Source organism: Streptomyces sp. AP-93 (assembly GCF_022808175.1).
Lineage (GTDB): Bacteria > Actinomycetota > Actinomycetes > Streptomycetales > Streptomycetaceae > Streptomyces.
In genome coordinates, this window is the sequence record NZ_JALGBX010000032.1 from 16,518 (window position 1) to 31,804 (window position 15,287).

The following is a 15,287-nucleotide window of genomic DNA, read 5'->3' on the forward strand; positions in this document are numbered from 1 at the left end:
TCGGTTACGAGCGGCGGCTGCCGAAGAGGGTGCGCCGCAGCCTCCGCAGCGGCGCGAAGAGCGATACGCGCGCGCTCCGGCTCCGCAGCCGGTGCGTGTGGTCGCGCGAGGTCAGCTCACGCATGAGCAGCGTCGCCTCGGCGGTCTCGCGGTGCGGGACGGCGGGACCGCCCAGCACGGCGAGGTGGCGGTCGAGGCGCGAACTGGTCGCACCGCTCCCGCAAGTGATGGCAGGCACGCGAGGCGGCCTGCTGCGCATTGCTATCTGTTCCATGTCTCTCCCCACCCGTACGAGGGCACCCGGCCCACCGGGCAGGGTAACCCTATCGTCCCCACGTCGCGCACGGGTATCCCGGTGGTGTGAATTGCCCGTGCGGCCAGCGGGAGTTGACGATTACTCAGCGGAGTCGACCGTCACTCTCCGCGAAATCCGGCGGGGCGTGCGGGACATGGAACCGGATCGGCGGCGACTGCGTGACTCCTGTCGCGACCGGAGCCACGGCGCACGCTCTGCGCTAACTTGGAGTGATCGTCCGGTAACTCTCTTGGGGGCGCGCGTGAATGAGGCTTTCGGTGACTGAGTCCACGGCGAACGGAGGCGGGGGCGAGCGCGTCATCGCCGGACGCTACCGCCTGCTGGGCCCGCTCGGCCGCGGTGGGATGGGCATGGTGTGGCGAGCCCGGGACGAAGTCCTGGGGCGCGAGGTCGCCGTCAAGGAAGTGCGCGCACCGGCCGGAATGGACGAGGCCGAGGTGGCCCGCATGTACCGGCGGCTGGAGCGGGAGGCCTGGGCCGCGGCCCGCGTCTCGCACCGGGGCGTGGTCACGGTCTACGACGTGGCCACCGAGGACGGCCGGCCCTGGATCGTGATGGAGATCGTACGGGGACTCTCGCTCGCGGAGGTCCTGGAGGGCGACGGGCCGCTCACCCCGCAGCGGACCGCACACATCGGCGAACAGGTACTGGCCGCACTGAGGTCCGCGCACGAGGCGGGGGTGCTGCACCGGGACGTCAAACCGGGCAACGTGCTGATCGCCAACGACGGCCGGGTGGTGCTCGGCGACTTCGGGATCGCGAGCCTGGAGGGCTCCACCGCCATCACCATGACGGGCGAGGTGGTCGGCTCCCCCGAATTCCTTCCGCCCGAGCGGGCGTTGGGGCACGAGCCGGGTCCCGGGTCGGACCTGTGGGCGCTCGGCGTGACGCTGTACCTGGCCGTGGAGGGCGTATCGCCCTTCCACAGGGAGTCCCCGGTGGCCACGCTGCGGGCGGTGGTGGAGGAGGAGTTCCCGCCGCCGCTGCGGGCCGGGCCGCTGACGCCCGTCCTGGAGGGGCTGCTGGTCAAGGATCCCGAGGAGCGGCTGTCCGCGGCGGAGGCGGCCCGGATGCTGCGCATCGTCGGCGCGGGCGGAACCGTACGGGCCTCCGGCGGCCCGGTGTCGGGTCCCGCGGCGGGTCCGGCGCCGGGCCCGCCGGCGGGGGCGGACAGCCCGACCTCCGTGGCGCAGCACCGCTACGGCCACCCCACCCCGCCGCTGCCGGCGCCCGCACCGGGGACCGGGCCGGTGCGGACGTACCCCCCGGAGCCCGAGCGGAACGGGGCCGGGCTGGTGCTGACCCTCGGAATCGTGGTGCTGCTCGCGGTGGTGGTCCTGCTGGGGTGGCTGCTGCTGAAGGACCGCGGCACGGGCGGCGACGGCTCGGACGGGGCGACGCCCACCCCGACCGTCACGCAGAGCCCTTCGCCCTCCCCGACCCCCTCGCCGAGCGCCTCGCCCTCGCCTTCCCCCAGCCCCTCTCCCTCCCCTTCGGCCACGCCGCCGCCCGGCATCACCCTGTCCGCCGTCCGGGCCGTCCGGGACACCTATCGCGGCGACTGCCCGGCGCCCGCCGCGGAGGCGCCCGCCTTCACCGCCACCGTCGCGGTGGACCGCACGCCGGCGGTGGTGGAGTACCGCTGGGCCACGCGAAGCGGGCGGACCACGGGCCCCGGCTGGCGGACCCTCGCGTATCCGGCGGGCGGACCGGGGAGCGTACGGCTGGACCACACGGAGCTGACGCACGACCCGGACGCGGCCTTCGAGGACGCGGTGCGGCTGGAGATCCGGGCGCCGTCGGAAGCGGCTTCGGCGTGGCTGGAGTTCTCTGTGACGTGCGAGGAGGAGACCCCGACGGGCGGGGCCTCCTCCCCGAGCACGTCCGGACCGACCGGCTCCCCGTCACCGAACCCGGGTCCGACGGCCAGTCCGTGAGGCGTCGGGCCGTGACGCCTCAGGCCGTGACGTGTCAGGCCGCGCTGGTGAAGACCGGCAGGTAGCCGCCGGACTGTCCGGCGGCGGTCGGGTGGTAGGACTCGCCGATGTTCAGCCAGTTGACGCTGTGCAGCCACGGGCTGCTGGAGCAGATCTCGTGGCCGGTGAAGGCGCTCGCGACCGAGGCGAAGGCGAAGCCGTGGTCGGCGGCGCGTTTGGCGATGGCCGCGTTGAGGTGGTCGGAGGCACCGTTGATGGCCTTGCGCTCGCCCTCCGAGAGCCCGGCCACGCAGGTGCCGTTCAGCTTGTAGAAGCGGGGGTAGCCGAGGACGACCACGCGGGCGCCCGGGGACCGGCTGTGGATGGCGTTGTAGACCGTGTCGAGCTGGCCGGGGAGGGTGGAGTCGACGTAGGCCTTGGCCTGGTTGACGCGGCTCACGCAGGTGGCTTCGGACTGGAGGACGCAGGTGGTCATGACGTCGGAGAAGCCGGCGTCGTTGCCGCCGATGGTGATGCTGACGAGGTCGGTGCCCGCGTTCAGCGGTGCGAGCTGACCGCTCATCACATCACCCGTACGGGCGCCCGAGCAGGCGGCGAAGGAGAAGGTCTGGGGGGCGTGTGCGGCGGCCCAGAGGGCCGGGTAGGCGCGGGTGGTGCGCTTGCAGTTCCCGCTGGCGCTGTCGTAGTTGCCGGCGCCTACGCCGGAGGAATAGGAGTCACCGAGGGCGACGTAGCCGAAGTCGGCGGCGGCGGTCGCCTGGCCGGCTCCGAACAGGGCTGCGCCCGCGGCGAGTAACAGGGCCGAGGCCAAGGCGGCGAAACGAGGCATTCTCATGCTCATGTGTGCGGCTCCTCGTGGGGGGTTACTCCGGAGTTACTCCTGAGTCCGTGGTACAAGGAACCGAGGTCGGCTGGAAGTGTCCATGCCAAGAATGTTCGGGGTGGACATGCGGCGCGAATCTTCACCCGCACGGCGTTTGAAGAGGGAATCCCGCCACCCGATCCGGCGAAACACGGGTGCATGAGGCCAGTTCGTGCCGGATCATGGGCGCCATGCCAGCCAACCCCCAAGACGCACTGCCGATCCGGCTCAACGTCGACGACAGCGACTCCCCGTCGGACGTCGTCGACGCGCTGTTCCTCGGCCGCTTCGCGTCCGGCGAGCAGCCCTACTCGCACAGCGTGTCGATCGACCGGGTCAAGCCGGGCGCGACCCTGCTGCCGTCCGGGGCAACGGTGTTGCGCTCCGCCCGCGACAGCGACCGCAGCGCGACGCTCGCCGAGGGCGAGGGGTGGACCATGCTCGTCTCCCGCTGGAGCCGGGGCGCGGACGTCACGGTGACGGCGGTCAGCGAGGAACTCGCCGCCGAGGTGCTGGGCGAGGCCACGGAGGGCGCGCAGGACGAGCCCGAACCGCAGCCCGAGAACGTCGCGATGGGGTTCTGGTACGTCTCCCCGCGCCGCGGCCCCTACCGCACGACCCGGCAGATCGCGGCCGGCACCTGGGAAGAGGTGCGGCCCAACTACACGGCTCCGGTGGCCGGGGCGATGGACCGGCTGATGAAGGTCACCCCGGACGACATCGCCGGCCGGCTACTCCTGCTGCACGGCCCTCCGGGCACCGGGAAGACCTCCGCCCTGCGCACGCTCGCCCGGTCCTGGCGGGACTGGTGCCAGGTGGACTGCGTACTGGACCCGGAGCGGCTGTTCAACGACATCGGCTACCTGATGGACATCGCGATCGGCGAGGACGAGGGCACCGCGAAGAGCCGCTGGCGGCTGCTGCTGCTGGAGGACTGCGACGAGTTGATCCGCGGCGAGGCCCGGCACACCGCCGGGCAGGCGCTGTCACGGCTGCTGAACCTCACCGACGGCCTCCTCGGCCAGGGCCGCAACGTCCTGGTGGGCGTCACGACCAACGAGGACCTGGAGCGGCTCCACCCGGCGGTGGTCCGGCCGGGGCGCTGCCTCGCCCGCATCGAGATCGGCCGGCTGACGCACCGGGAGGCGGTGGACTGGCTCGGCACCGACGAGGGCATCTCCCGCGAGGGCGCGACGCTGGCGGAGCTCTACGCCCTGCGCCGCGGCGCGTCGGGCCCCGCCGCCCTGCTGCCGCCGCAGGGCCACGACACGGAGGCGGGACTGTACTTGTAGGTGCGGGGCGCGCACGTGCGGCGGCCCGGCCTGCGGTTCCCACCGCGCGGGGCGCGCACGGGTCCGGCGCGCACGGCGGGGACAATGAGGGCACGGCCGAAGGCCCCCACCGGCCGTGCGCACCCTCGGGGGACCCACGAACAGGAGAACGCACCGTGCTCGAACCGGCGCAGGAGAACCCCTTCCCCGACAGCCACGTCCTCGGCGAGGGCCCCGAGCCGCACCCGCAGCTCCAGCCGGTGCTGGGCCTCATCGGACGCTGGCACGGCCGGGGCAGCGGCGAGTACCCGACGCTGGAGCACGGGTTCCGTTACGAGCAGGAGATCACCTTCAGCCACGACGGCCGGCCCTTCCTCTGCTACGAGTCCCGCGCGTGGCTCATCGACGACTCCGGCACCGCCCTGCGCCCCGCGGGGCGGGAGACCGGGTGGTGGCGCATCCTCCCGGACGCCTCGGTCGAGGTCACGCTCGCCCACCCGACGGGCATCGTCGAGACCTACGTCGGCCGGGTCTCCGGTACGGAGATCGAGATGGCCACCGACACGGTGGGGCTGACCCCGCGGGCCAAGGAGGTCACCGGCATGACGCGCCGGTACACGCTCCGGGACGGCGAGCTGACGATCGTGCAGGAGATGGCCGCGGTGGGCCAGCCCATGCAGCACCACCTCCAGGCCCGGCTGAGCCCGCGCAAGGACTGACCGACCGGGCGCCGTCCGGCGGGGCCCGCCGGGCCGGGGCTGCCACGCAGGGCCGGGGCTGCACGCAGGGCCGGACCGTCCACGCAGGGCCGGGCCGTCCGCGCAGGGCGAGGCCCCACGCGCAGGGCGGGCCGGGCCGGGCCGACCCGCCGGGTGTCAGTCCGCGTACCGCGCGCGCAGCGCGTCCAGGGCCGCCGCGGTCGCCTCGTCGAAGGTCAGTCCCAGTCTCCGCGCCCGCTCCGCGTAGGCCTGCGCGGCGGTGGCCGCCTCGCGGGCGGGCCCGTCGCCGGCCGCCGCCACGAAGCTGCCCGCGCGGCCGCGCGTCTCGATCACGCCGTCGGACTCCAGCGCCCGGTACGCCTTCGCGACCGTGTTCGCCGCCAGCCCCAGTTCCTCCGCGAGCCCGCGGACCGTCGGCAGTTTGAACCCGGCGGGCAGCCGGCCCGCCCGCGCCCCGCCGGCGATCTGGGCGCGCAGCTGCTCGTACGGGGCGGCGGCGCCCGCCGCGCCGTCGATGCGGATCTTCAGGTGCGGAGAAGTCGAGGTCACGCGGCCGATTGTCCCCCATCCGCCGGGAAATTCGCAGGCGCCCGCCCCCCGGCCGCACCTACGGTCGACCACGTGATCACAACCATCCGGGATCTGCGCCCGAACGACCCGACCGACACCGAGTCCGTCGTGCGGGTGCGCCGCGCGGCCCTGCCCTTCATGATCAGCACCGCCCGCGGGATGGCCTTCGAACTGGCCTCCGCCCACCCCGACAAGCGCTACCGCCTCCTCGTCGCCGAGAACGCCGACGGCCTCGTCGTCGGCACGGCCCAGGTCGGGATCGTGTACGACAGCACCGAACCGGGCCAGGGGTTCGTCAACGCCTACGTCGACCCCGCCCACCGCGGACTCGGCGCAGGATCCGCCCTGCTGGGCGCGGCCGAGGAGCACCTGGGGGCCGAGCGCGCGAAGGACGCGTACGCCTGGGTCCTCGACGAGCCGCCGCACCGCGCCTTCGCCGAGCGGCACGGCTACCGCGCCTCCCGCTCCGCGCACTTCCTGCGCCTGGACCTCGCCACGGCCGCCCTGCCGGCGCTGCCCGGGAAGCTGCCGGACGGGGTCGAGCTGCGCGCCGGCTCGGCCTTCGCCGCCGATCCGCGGCCGCTCTTCGAGGCCGACGCGGCGGGGACCCTGGACGAACCGGGCGACGTTCCGGTGGAGTTCGACGACTACGAGGACTGGCTGCGGAACACCTGGGAGCACCCGTACCTCGACCGGGAGCTCACCACCGTGGTCCTGGTGGACGGCGAGGTGGCGGGCTTCACCGCCGCCCACACCGACGGGGCCGGGCGGTACTCCTCCGCCATGACCGCCATCCTGCGCCCGTTCCGCGGCCGGGGACTGGCCCGGCTGGCGAAGACCGACTCGCTGCTCCGGGCCCGCGCGGCCGGCTGCACCGAGGCGTTCACCGGCAACGACACCGGCAACGCTCCCATGCTCGCCGTCAACGCCCGGTTCGGGTACGAGGTCTGCGCCACGGAGACCCGCTACACCAAGCAGCTGTGAGAACTGGAGACACCACGATGACCGACCGACTGACCGTTACCCTCACCAAGGCGGGCCGTACGAAGATCCGTTACCCGGCCGAGCTGGTGGCCGACACGGGCACCCGGATCACCGTACGGGCCCCCTGGGCGGCCCCCGGGGTACGGGACTTCGGCTTCGTCCGCTTCGAGCCGGGCGACGTGTTCACCGAGCACTTCTGGCGCGACCGCTGGTACGCGGTCAAGGAGGTCCGGACGGGCGAGGGCGTCCTCAAGGGCTGGTACTGCGACATCACCCGCCCGGCGTCGGTGCGGGACGGGGTGATCCTGATCGAGGACCTGGACCTCGACCTGTGGGTGCCGGCCGACGGGAGCTCGGTCCTGCGGCTCGACGAGGACGAGTTCGCCGAGAGCGGGCTCGCCGACACCGATCCCGAAGCGGCCGCCGAGGCGGTACGGGCCCTCGACGCCCTGGACGCCCAGGCCCGTTCGGCCGCAGGCCTGTCCGCCCTGCTGTCCTGACCCGCGGGCGGCACGGCGGCGGCGCGGCGGCGCGGCGGCGGCGGGCACGCTTTCTGTAGGCCCCGCTTAGTGGCTCCTTAAGCGCGCCCTAAGGATTGGCCGTGGCGGCCCGAACCCCGGGGAACGCGGGGGTGCGGCGGTTAGTTTGGCTGGGCCAGGGAGGGCCGGAGGCGGCGCCGCGGACCCGTGAGGGGCGGCGCCGCACAGCCTCGGCCTTCCGGCGCACCCACGACTCGCGCAGCCCTGTGCCGTGCCCAGAGGAGATCCGCCATGCCCGCACGCCGTACCGCCGCCCGCATCGCCGCCGCCGGCCTCGCCCCGCTCGCGGTGGCCGCGTACGCCGCCGTTCCCGCGGCGGCCCACGGTTCGATGACGGACCCGGTCAGCCGGGTGGCGGCGTGCTACGCGGAGGGCCCGGAGTCCCCCAAATCGGCGGCCTGCAAGGCCACGGTCGCGGCGAGCGGGGCGCAGGCGTTCTACGACTGGAACGCGGTGAACATCGCCAACGCGGCCGGTCAGAGCAAGGCGCTGATCCCGGACGGGCAGCTGTGCTCGGCGGGCAACGACAAGTACAGGGGGCTGGACCTGGCGCGCGCCGACTGGCCGGCGAGCCCGATGGCCGCGGGCCCGCACACCTTCCGCTACAAGGGGACCGCCCCGCACAAGGGCTCCTTCGAGCTGTACGTGACGAAGGACGGCTACGACCCGTCGAAGCCGCTGAAGTGGTCCGACCTGGAGGCGGCGCCCTTCGCGAAGGTCACGGACCCGGGAATGCAGAACGGCGACTACGTCTTCTCGGGCACCGTCCCGAACAAGACCGGCCGTCACCTGATCTACAGCGTCTGGCAGCGCTCGGACAGCCCGGAGGCCTTCTACACCTGCTCGGACGTGGTCTTCGGGAAGGACAACGGCGGGAGCGGTACGGGCGGCAACGGAGGCAACGGGAGTCAGCCCAGCGCCAAGCCGAGCTCGAAGCCGAGTGCGAGGCCGAGTGCGAAGCCGAGTTCCACGCCCTCGGAGCAGCCCGCGGAGCAGCCGTCGCAGCGGCCTTCGGCCCCCACGGACCAGCAGATCTCCGAGGGCGCCGGCAAGTCCACGGTGGAGCACAACGGGCACGGGGACAACGACCCGAAGACGAACGGCGGCGGCGCCCCGTCCCCGGTCCCCTCCAAGGGCGGGACCGACCTCGCGGAGACGGGCGGCAGCGGCGCCACCCCGGTGATCGCGATCGGCGGAGCCGGTGTCCTGGCCGTCGGCGCGGCCGTGCTGTTCGCGCTGGCCCGCCGCCGTGCGACCCCGGGCCGCCACGGCCGCTGACCGGCCGCCGCGGAGCGGTGACACCGAGGGCGGGCGGCCCGCCGGACGGGCCGCCCGCCGCCGTCAGGAGAAGACCGACGCGCAGGTGGTCCGCTCGGCGTGCGCCGGGTCGAGGGCGTTCTCCGCCTCGTGCCAGGCGATCCGGTCGGTGAGCCCGATGGCCACGTGCTCCGAGAGGTCCACCGCGCACAGGTCCTGGAGCAGCACGTTGCGGACGTTCGGCCCGGTGAGGAACTGGCTCCGGTACGGGGTGACCACCTCGTCGTAGCGGGTGGCGATCACCGTGTACGCGACTCCGGGGACGGTGTCCCCGCCCTCGTTCAGCTTGTTCTGGAAGGCCGATCCGGCGATCTGGTCGGCGAGGCCCGGGGTGGCCGCGCTGATCAGGTCCCGGGCTCCGGGGAAGTACGGGAGCAGCTCGGTGAGGCCGAGCAGGGTCGTCCCGTGGTTGTCGGGGGCCAGCCCGACCAGGGCGTTGACCTTGACGGCGCCGCCGAGGAACTTCAGGTAGTAGCGCGGCATCATGCCGCCCTGGGAGTGGCCGACGATGTCGGTTTCGGCGGCTCCCGTGGAGGCGAGCACCCTGTCCACGAAGACGTCGAGCTGTCCGGCGGACGCCTCGATGGGGCCGAGCCCGTTGAAGAAGGGGACGCCGGGCAGCTGCCCGTAGTCGAGGGAGTAGACGCAGTAGCCCCGGTGGACGAGGTACGGCGCGAAGCCGAGCCAGTTGTCGACGGAGTTCCCGAAGGTTCCGTGGACCAGGACGACGGGCCGGGGGTGGGCGGCGGACGGTTTGCAGGACCAGTTGTTCCAGCCGCTGCTCGGCGCCGAGGCGGCCTGGGCCGCTCCGGTGGGGGCGACGAGCGCGGCAGCGGTCAGGGTGAGGACGGCCAGCGGGCGGAGCAGGCGTCTCCAGGGCAGCATCGTGTGATCTCCTCGCGGTTCAGGGGAGTAACGAGGGACGGCGCGGGAAGTGCGTGGGGGTGCATCCCGTGATCCGGATCACAAGGGGGTGCTGCAGCCGCTAAATTACGGGCGAGTAGTAAAACTGGGAAGTTACGCGGCGGTAAAAAATCCGCGGCCGTCCCGCCGGTCCGCCCCGCCCGTCCACTCCGCCCGTCCACCCCGCCGGCCGTCATCCATTCGGCCCACCCCTGCTGCGCCCCGCGCCCGGTACGCCGAGCGTGTGAGACATGACCCAGCCCACCCACGCAGACCCAGGGCAGTCCGGCGGCTTCCTCGCCGAGATCAAGGACGCCGTCACCACCCGGGCCGCTCTCCTGGTCCTGGGCGTACTGGCGCTCCAGCTCGCCTTCATCACCTCGTACGTCGGGGCCTTCCATCACCCCAAGCCCAGCGAGATCCCGATCGCGGTGGCCGCGCCCGCCCAGCCGATCGCCGAGCAGACGGCGAAACAGCTCGCCGCACTGCCGGGCAAGCCGCTCGATCCGCGCGCCGTACAGGACGAGGCGACGGCGCTGCGGCAGATCCAGAACCGGGACGTGGACGGCGCGCTGATCATCGACCCGGCCGGCACGACCGACAAGCTGCTGGTCGCGAGCGGCGCCGGGGCCTCCCTGTCCCAGGCCGTCGAGGAGATCGTCGGCGTCGTCGAGAAGACCCAGGGGCGCAGCGTCCGCGTCGTGGACGTCGCCCCGGCGGCCGCCGGCGACGCGCGCGGCCTGAGCTCGTTCTACCTGGTCGTGGGCTGGTGCGTGGGCGGCTACCTGTGCGCCGCGATCCTCGCGATCAGCGCGGGCGCCCGGCCCGCGAACGTCCACCGCGCGGTCATCCGGCTCGGCGCCCTGCTGGTGTACTCCATCGCGGCCGGGCTGCTCGGCGCGGTGATCGCCGACCCGGTCCTGGGCGCGCTGCCCGGCAGCATCTGGGCCCTGTGGGGGCTCGGCACCCTCGTCGTCTTCGCCGTCGGCGCGATCACCCTGGCCTTCCAGGGCCTCGCCGGCGTGGTCGGCATCGGCCTGGCGATCCTGCTGGTGGTGGTGCTCGGCAACCCGAGCGCCGGCGGCGCGTACCCGTACCCGCTGCTGCCGCCGTTCTGGAAGGCCATCGGCCCGTGGCTGCCGCCGGGCGCGGGCACGTACGCCGCGCGCTCGATCACGTACTTCAAGGGCAATGACATCACCGGGCCGCTGCTGGTCCTGAGCGGCTGGGCGGTGCTCGGCTCGGCGATCACGCTGGCCTGCGCGGCGGGCCGCAGGGGCAAGGCGGGAGCGGCGGTGGGCAGCGGGCTCCCCGACGGGCCGGACGCCCTGCCGGAGCGGGAAGCCGTGCGATGAACAACCCCATCCACGGCCGCAACCGCATGGGACCGGCCGAACAGGCCGTCTCCGTCAAGCGGATGGAGCCCAGCGCGCAGGCGCAGCTGGGCCCCCTCGGCCTCACCGGCTTCATCGTCGTCACCACCATCGCCACCGGCATCGACGCGGGCATCTTCCCCGAGAAGCTCAGCCACTCCGTGCTGCCGCTGGTCGGCTTCTTCATCGGCGGGCTCGCCCAGCTGCTGGCCGGGCTCTTCCAGGCGCAGCGCGGCGACACCTGGCACGCCACGGTCTTCGGCGGCTTCGGGCTGTTCTGGATGTCGAAGGCCCTGCTGCTCCAGTGGGTGCTGCCGGCCACCGATCCGGCGCTGCGCGGGGACGTGAGCGGGCTGTTCGCCCTGCCGTGGGTGTTCGTGGTGTTCGTGCTGTGGATCGGCAGCTGGCGGATCCACCTGGTGCTGCTGTCCACCTTCACGTGCGTGCTGGTGGTCTTCGTCGGGATGACGATCAGCGGGTTCACCGGCTCGGTGATCTGGGAACGGATCACCGGCTGGAGCGGGCTGCTGGCCGCGCTCGGAGCCACGTACCTGCTCGCCGGGCAGATCATGGCGAGCACCTGGGGCCGCCAGGTGCTGCCGATGGGCCGCTTCCTCGCCCCCGAGGAGCACCCGGAGACGTGAGCACCGCATGATGGCCACATGATCACGACCCTCGCGGTGGAGAACTACCGCTCCCTGCGCAAGCTGATCGTCCCCCTCGGTCGGCTCACCGTGGTGACGGGCGCCAACGGCACCGGCAAGTCCAGCCTGTACCGGTCGCTGCGGCTGCTGGCCGACTCCGCGCGCGGCGGTGCGATCGCGGCGTTGGCCCGGGAGGGCGGACTGCCCTCCACCCTGTGGGCCGGCCCGGAGAAGACCGGGCGGGCGGTGCGCGAGGGCCTCTACGAGGTCGAGCCGACCGTCCGCTCCGAACCGGTGAGCTTGCGGCTCGGCTTCGCCGGGGACGAGTTCGGCTACGCGGTGGACTTCGGCCACCCCGCGCCGGTCCGCGGCTCGCTCTTCGGCCTGGACCCCGAGATCAAACGGGAGTGCACCTGGGCCGGGCCGGTCCTGCGCCCCGCCGCCGTGCTCTCGGACCGGTCCGGGCCCGCCGTGCGCACCCGGACCGCGGACGGCGGCTGGCACCGCACCCAGGGCGCCCTGCGCCCGTACGACTCCATGCTCAGCGAACTCGCGGACCCACAGCTGGCCCCCGACCTGCTGGCCCTGCGCGACCTGATCCGCTCCTGGCGGTTCTACGACCACGTCCGCACGGACGCCGACGCCCCGGCCCGCACCCCGCGCGTCGGAACCCGTACGCCGGTACTCGCCGCGGACGGCTCCGACCTGCCGGCCGCGCTCCAGACGATCCGGGAGACCGGCGACCACGCGGCGCTGGACGCGGCCGTCGAGGCGGCCTTCCCCGGCAGCAGGGTGGCGGTCACGGAACGGGACGGCCGCTTCGAGCTGGAGCTGCACCAGCACGGACTGCTGCGCCCGCTGGGCGCGGCGGAACTCTCCGACGGGACCCTGCGCTACCTGCTGTGGACGGCCGCCCTGCTGACCCCGCGCCCGCCCGCCCTGATGGTGCTCAACGAGCCGGAGACCAGCCTCCACCCGGACCTGCTGGGCCCCCTCGCGGACCTGATCCTGACGGTGGCCCGGGACACCCAGACGGTGGTGGTCACCCACGCCGCCCCGCTGGCCGAAGCCCTGGCGGCGGGCGTCCGCCGCCACCGCGTGGACCTGCAGACCATCACCCTGCTCAAGGACTTCGGCCAGACCGGGGTGGCCGGCCGCGAGGGCCCCCTGGACGAACCCCTCTGGTACTGGCCGAAGCGGTAGCCGCCGGTCCGCCGCGTCCGCCACGTCCGCCGCCCGGCTAACCGATCTCCACCACGCGCGCCCAGTCGGGCGGCGAGTCGGGGACGTAGTCGCGGTCCTCGTCCCAGGAGCGCCTGCGCCCCTGCCGGGGGAACAGCCCCACCACCGTCCGGCACGGCGGGCGCGAGCTGGGCCAGGGCGTCTGCCCGTCGGTCAGGACCACGATCACGTCCGGCCGGGGCGCCGAGCGCAGCGCCCTGGCGAAGCCCGTGCGCAGATCCGTACCGCCGCCGCCCAGCAGCGGGATCCCCTCGGCGCGGCACAGCGGATGCGCGATCCGGGCCGAGGCGTCGCACGGCACCACGGTGACCAGGTCCCGGCGGCCGCCCACCGCGCGGGAGATGGCGGTGACTTCCAGGAGCGCGCTGCCCAGCTCCGCGTCGCTGACGGACCCGGAGGTGTCGATGACCACGCTGACCCGGGGCGGCCGGCGCCGCAGGCTCGGCAGCACGGCTCCCGGCACCCCGGCCGAACGCCGCGACGGCCGGCTGTAGGTGTAGTCGTCGCCCGCGCCGGATCCGGAGGTGGCCGAGCGGACGGCCGCCCCCAGCAACTCCCGCCACGGCTGCGGCGGGTGGAACACCTCCTGCGCCCAGCGCTTCCAGCCCCTCGGGGCGTTCCCGGGCCTGCCGTTGATGCCCTGCGCCACCCGGAAGCGGACCGCGTCGCGTTCCTGCTCGCTCAGGCCGTGCACGCCGTCGGCGCCGTCCTCTCCGAGGTCCCACTCCCGTTCCAGCCCGTCGGCGCCGCTGCCGCAGTCCAGCCAGGCCATGTGCTGCGTGTGCGGCCCGAGCCCGAACTGCGTCAGGTACTCCTCCATGAGCTCCCCCTCCGGCAGCCCCACGGCCTTCGGCTGGACAGCGCCCTCGGGCCGGAGCAGCCCGTCGCCGTACGCGTCGTCGTTGATCTCGAAGTCGGCCGCGATGTTCATCCGCAGCCGCTCCCCCGGGCCGGTCAGGCCGCGCTCCCGGGCGACCCGGTCCCCGCGTCCGTGGTGGTCGCGCAGCAGGTGGGAGACCTCGTGCACCCAGACCGCGGCCAGTTCCTCCACGGGGGTGCGGTCCACGAAGCCGGGCGAGACGTAGCACCGCCAGTGGCGGTCGACGGCCATCGTCGCCGCCCGGCGCGATTCCACGACGTGCAGGGCGAACAGCGCCGTGGCCAGGTACGGCCGCACGCGGACGGCGTGCAGCCTGGCGGCATAGAGCTTGTCCAGGTCGAGCGTCGCGGGCGACGCGGGCGTTACGCGCGACGCGGGCTTCACGGTGGTCGCAGGCGTCGCAGGCGTCATGGCCGTCGCGGGCGTCACGGCCGTCATCGGCCCGCCTTGACAGGCACGCCCGACCGGGCAGCCGCCCGGTCGGCGCGCCGGGACAGGGCCACCGCCCCGGCGAGCCGGTCGATCGCGGCCGGGACCTCCCAGTCCTCGCGGCGCAGCGCGGCCAGCGTGCTCGCGGGGACGACCACCAGGTCCGGGGCGCCGCTCTCCAGCGCCCGGGCCAGGAGCGCCCACGCCGCGTCCCAGCGGGACTTCTCCGGGCGCCCCCGCACCGCCTCGACCACACCGTCGAGCACGGCTTGGCGCAGGTCCCCGCGCTCGGGCAGGACGGCGGCCGCCGGGTCGGCGAGCAGCGCCTCCGGGTCCGGGAGGTCCATCCGGTCCAGGCTCGCCAGGAGTTCCAGCCCGGGACCGTCTCCGACGGTTCCCCTGACCAGCAGGGAGAGCACTTCCCGGGAGGAGCCCGCCGCGGTCGCGAAGGCGATCAGGCAGAGAGTCATCTCCCAGCTCCGGGGAGAGGGCCAGGGACCGCCCCGGCGGGTTTCGCCGGAGGGCAGCTGGTGGACGAGCTTGGGCCGGGCGGCGAGCAGCCCGCACACCGCGCGGCGGGCGAAGTCCACGGCTTCGGGGAGCCGTTCGGGGTCGAGCCGGGGCAGGGTGGCGCGGGGCCAGGTCCCGCCGAGGCCGCGTACCACCACCTCGTGGTCGTGCGTCCACTGGAGGTGGACGAAGCGGTTGGCCAGGGGCGGGCTCAGCTCCCAGCCGTCGGCGGCGGAGGCCCGCGGATTGGCGGCGGCCACGATCCGGACCTCGGGCGGCAGTTGCAGCGCGCCGATCCGCCGCTCCAGTACGAGCCGGAGCAGGGCCGCCTGCACAGCCGGCGGCGCGGTGGACAGTTCATCGAGGAACAGCAGGCCCCGGCCGGCCCGTACCAGGCGCACGGCCCAGTCCGGCGGGGCCATCGGCACTCCCTGCTCAGCGGGGTCGTCTCCGACGATGGGCAGGCCGGAGAAGTCGGACGGCTCGTGCACGCTGGCGATGACGGTGGTCAGCGGGAGGTCCAGGGATGCGGCGAGCTGGGTCAGGGCCGCGGTCTTGCCGATGCCCGGCTCGCCCCACAGGAGGACAGGCAGGTCGGCGGCCACGGCCAGGGTCAGTGCCTCCAGCTGGATGTCGGGGCGCGGTTCGGTCGTCGTATCGCGCAGCAGGGCCAGCAGCCCTGCGGCGACGTCGAGTTGGGCGGTGGCGGACGGGGCGGACGGGGCGGTCTGGGTGGAGGAGCGCATGCGGAATCACCTTTGGGTGTGTGGCGGGAAGGGGGGTAGTGCAGG

Annotated in this window: 15 protein-coding genes; 9 read left to right on the forward strand and 6 right to left on the reverse strand. The window is 73.9% G+C overall.

What is annotated here, in order from left to right:
• Positions 1 to 4: 4 nt before the first annotated feature.
• Positions 5 to 274, reverse strand: a complete 270-nt coding sequence (locus tag MTF69_RS37145; protein WP_030720225.1) for a hypothetical protein — start codon at positions 272 to 274, stop codon at positions 5 to 7.
• Between the two features lie 299 nt (positions 275 to 573).
• On the opposite strand from MTF69_RS37145, the gene MTF69_RS37150 reads away from it, so the two are divergent.
• Positions 574 to 2,253, forward strand: coding sequence for a serine/threonine-protein kinase (locus tag MTF69_RS37150; RefSeq protein WP_308401503.1), 1,680 nt, complete (start codon positions 574 to 576; stop codon positions 2,251 to 2,253).
• A 34-nt stretch (positions 2,254 to 2,287) separates the two neighbouring features.
• On the opposite strand, the gene MTF69_RS37155 is transcribed toward MTF69_RS37150, so the two are convergent.
• Positions 2,288 to 3,088, reverse strand: coding sequence for an SGNH/GDSL hydrolase family protein (locus MTF69_RS37155; RefSeq protein ID WP_243341004.1), 801 nt, complete (start codon positions 3,086 to 3,088; stop codon positions 2,288 to 2,290).
• A 218-nt stretch (positions 3,089 to 3,306) separates the two neighbouring features.
• Between MTF69_RS37155 and MTF69_RS37160 the strand changes: the two genes are divergently transcribed.
• Positions 3,307 to 4,407, forward strand: coding sequence for a DUF5925 domain-containing protein (locus tag MTF69_RS37160; protein ID WP_243340914.1), 1,101 nt, complete (start codon positions 3,307 to 3,309; stop codon positions 4,405 to 4,407).
• A 155-nt stretch (positions 4,408 to 4,562) separates the two neighbouring features.
• Positions 4,563 to 5,105, forward strand: coding sequence for an FABP family protein (locus MTF69_RS37165; RefSeq protein ID WP_243340916.1), 543 nt, complete (start codon positions 4,563 to 4,565; stop codon positions 5,103 to 5,105).
• Between the two features lie 156 nt (positions 5,106 to 5,261).
• Here MTF69_RS37165 and MTF69_RS37170 read toward each other — a convergent pair whose 3' ends face one another.
• Complete coding sequence (locus tag MTF69_RS37170; protein ID WP_243340918.1) at positions 5,262 to 5,654, reverse strand: GntR family transcriptional regulator; 393 nt, start codon at positions 5,652 to 5,654, stop codon at positions 5,262 to 5,264.
• A 72-nt stretch (positions 5,655 to 5,726) separates the two neighbouring features.
• On the opposite strand from MTF69_RS37170, the gene MTF69_RS37175 reads away from it, so the two are divergent.
• From MTF69_RS37175 to MTF69_RS37185, 3 genes are all read left to right on the forward strand, one after another.
• The gene (locus tag MTF69_RS37175) at positions 5,727 to 6,659 is read left to right on the forward strand and encodes a GNAT family N-acetyltransferase (RefSeq protein WP_243340920.1); all 933 of its coding nucleotides are present in this window, start codon (positions 5,727 to 5,729) and stop codon (positions 6,657 to 6,659) included.
• A 17-nt stretch (positions 6,660 to 6,676) separates the two neighbouring features.
• Complete coding sequence (locus MTF69_RS37180) at positions 6,677 to 7,159, forward strand: DUF402 domain-containing protein (RefSeq protein WP_243340922.1); 483 nt, start codon at positions 6,677 to 6,679, stop codon at positions 7,157 to 7,159.
• Between the two features lie 270 nt (positions 7,160 to 7,429).
• On the forward strand, positions 7,430 to 8,476 hold the full coding sequence (locus MTF69_RS37185) for a lytic polysaccharide monooxygenase (protein WP_243340924.1): 1,047 nt from the start codon (positions 7,430 to 7,432) through the stop codon (positions 8,474 to 8,476).
• A gap of 63 nt (positions 8,477 to 8,539) precedes the next feature.
• On the opposite strand, the gene MTF69_RS37190 is transcribed toward MTF69_RS37185, so the two are convergent.
• A complete protein-coding gene (locus MTF69_RS37190) occupies positions 8,540 to 9,400 on the reverse strand; it encodes a triacylglycerol lipase (RefSeq protein WP_243340926.1) in 861 nt (286 codons plus the stop codon).
• 269 nt (positions 9,401 to 9,669) lie between these two features.
• Here MTF69_RS37190 and MTF69_RS37195 point away from each other — a divergent pair, with 269 nt between their 5' ends.
• The 3 genes from MTF69_RS37195 to MTF69_RS37205 are packed head-to-tail and all read left to right on the forward strand — an operon-like array spanning position 9,670 to position 12,638.
• On the forward strand, positions 9,670 to 10,773 hold the full coding sequence (locus MTF69_RS37195; RefSeq protein WP_243340927.1) for a DUF3533 domain-containing protein: 1,104 nt from the start codon (positions 9,670 to 9,672) through the stop codon (positions 10,771 to 10,773).
• Positions 10,770 to 11,435, forward strand: a complete 666-nt coding sequence (locus MTF69_RS37200; RefSeq protein WP_243340929.1) for an acetate uptake transporter — start codon at positions 10,770 to 10,772, stop codon at positions 11,433 to 11,435. The genes MTF69_RS37195 and MTF69_RS37200 overlap by 4 nt, the downstream gene beginning before the upstream one ends.
• Before the next feature lie 18 nt (positions 11,436 to 11,453).
• Positions 11,454 to 12,638, forward strand: a complete 1,185-nt coding sequence (locus MTF69_RS37205) for an AAA family ATPase (protein WP_243340930.1) — start codon at positions 11,454 to 11,456, stop codon at positions 12,636 to 12,638.
• Positions 12,639 to 12,675: 37 nt separating this feature from the next.
• Here MTF69_RS37205 and MTF69_RS37210 read toward each other — a convergent pair whose 3' ends face one another.
• Positions 12,676 to 13,968, reverse strand: a complete 1,293-nt coding sequence (locus MTF69_RS37210; RefSeq protein WP_243341005.1) for a VWA-like domain-containing protein — start codon at positions 13,966 to 13,968, stop codon at positions 12,676 to 12,678.
• A gap of 23 nt (positions 13,969 to 13,991) precedes the next feature.
• Positions 13,992 to 15,242 carry a MoxR family ATPase gene (locus MTF69_RS37215; protein ID WP_243340932.1) on the reverse strand — a complete coding sequence of 417 codons (1,251 nt, stop codon included), beginning with the start codon at positions 15,240 to 15,242 and terminating at the stop codon, positions 13,992 to 13,994.
• Positions 15,243 to 15,287 lie beyond the last annotated feature (45 nt).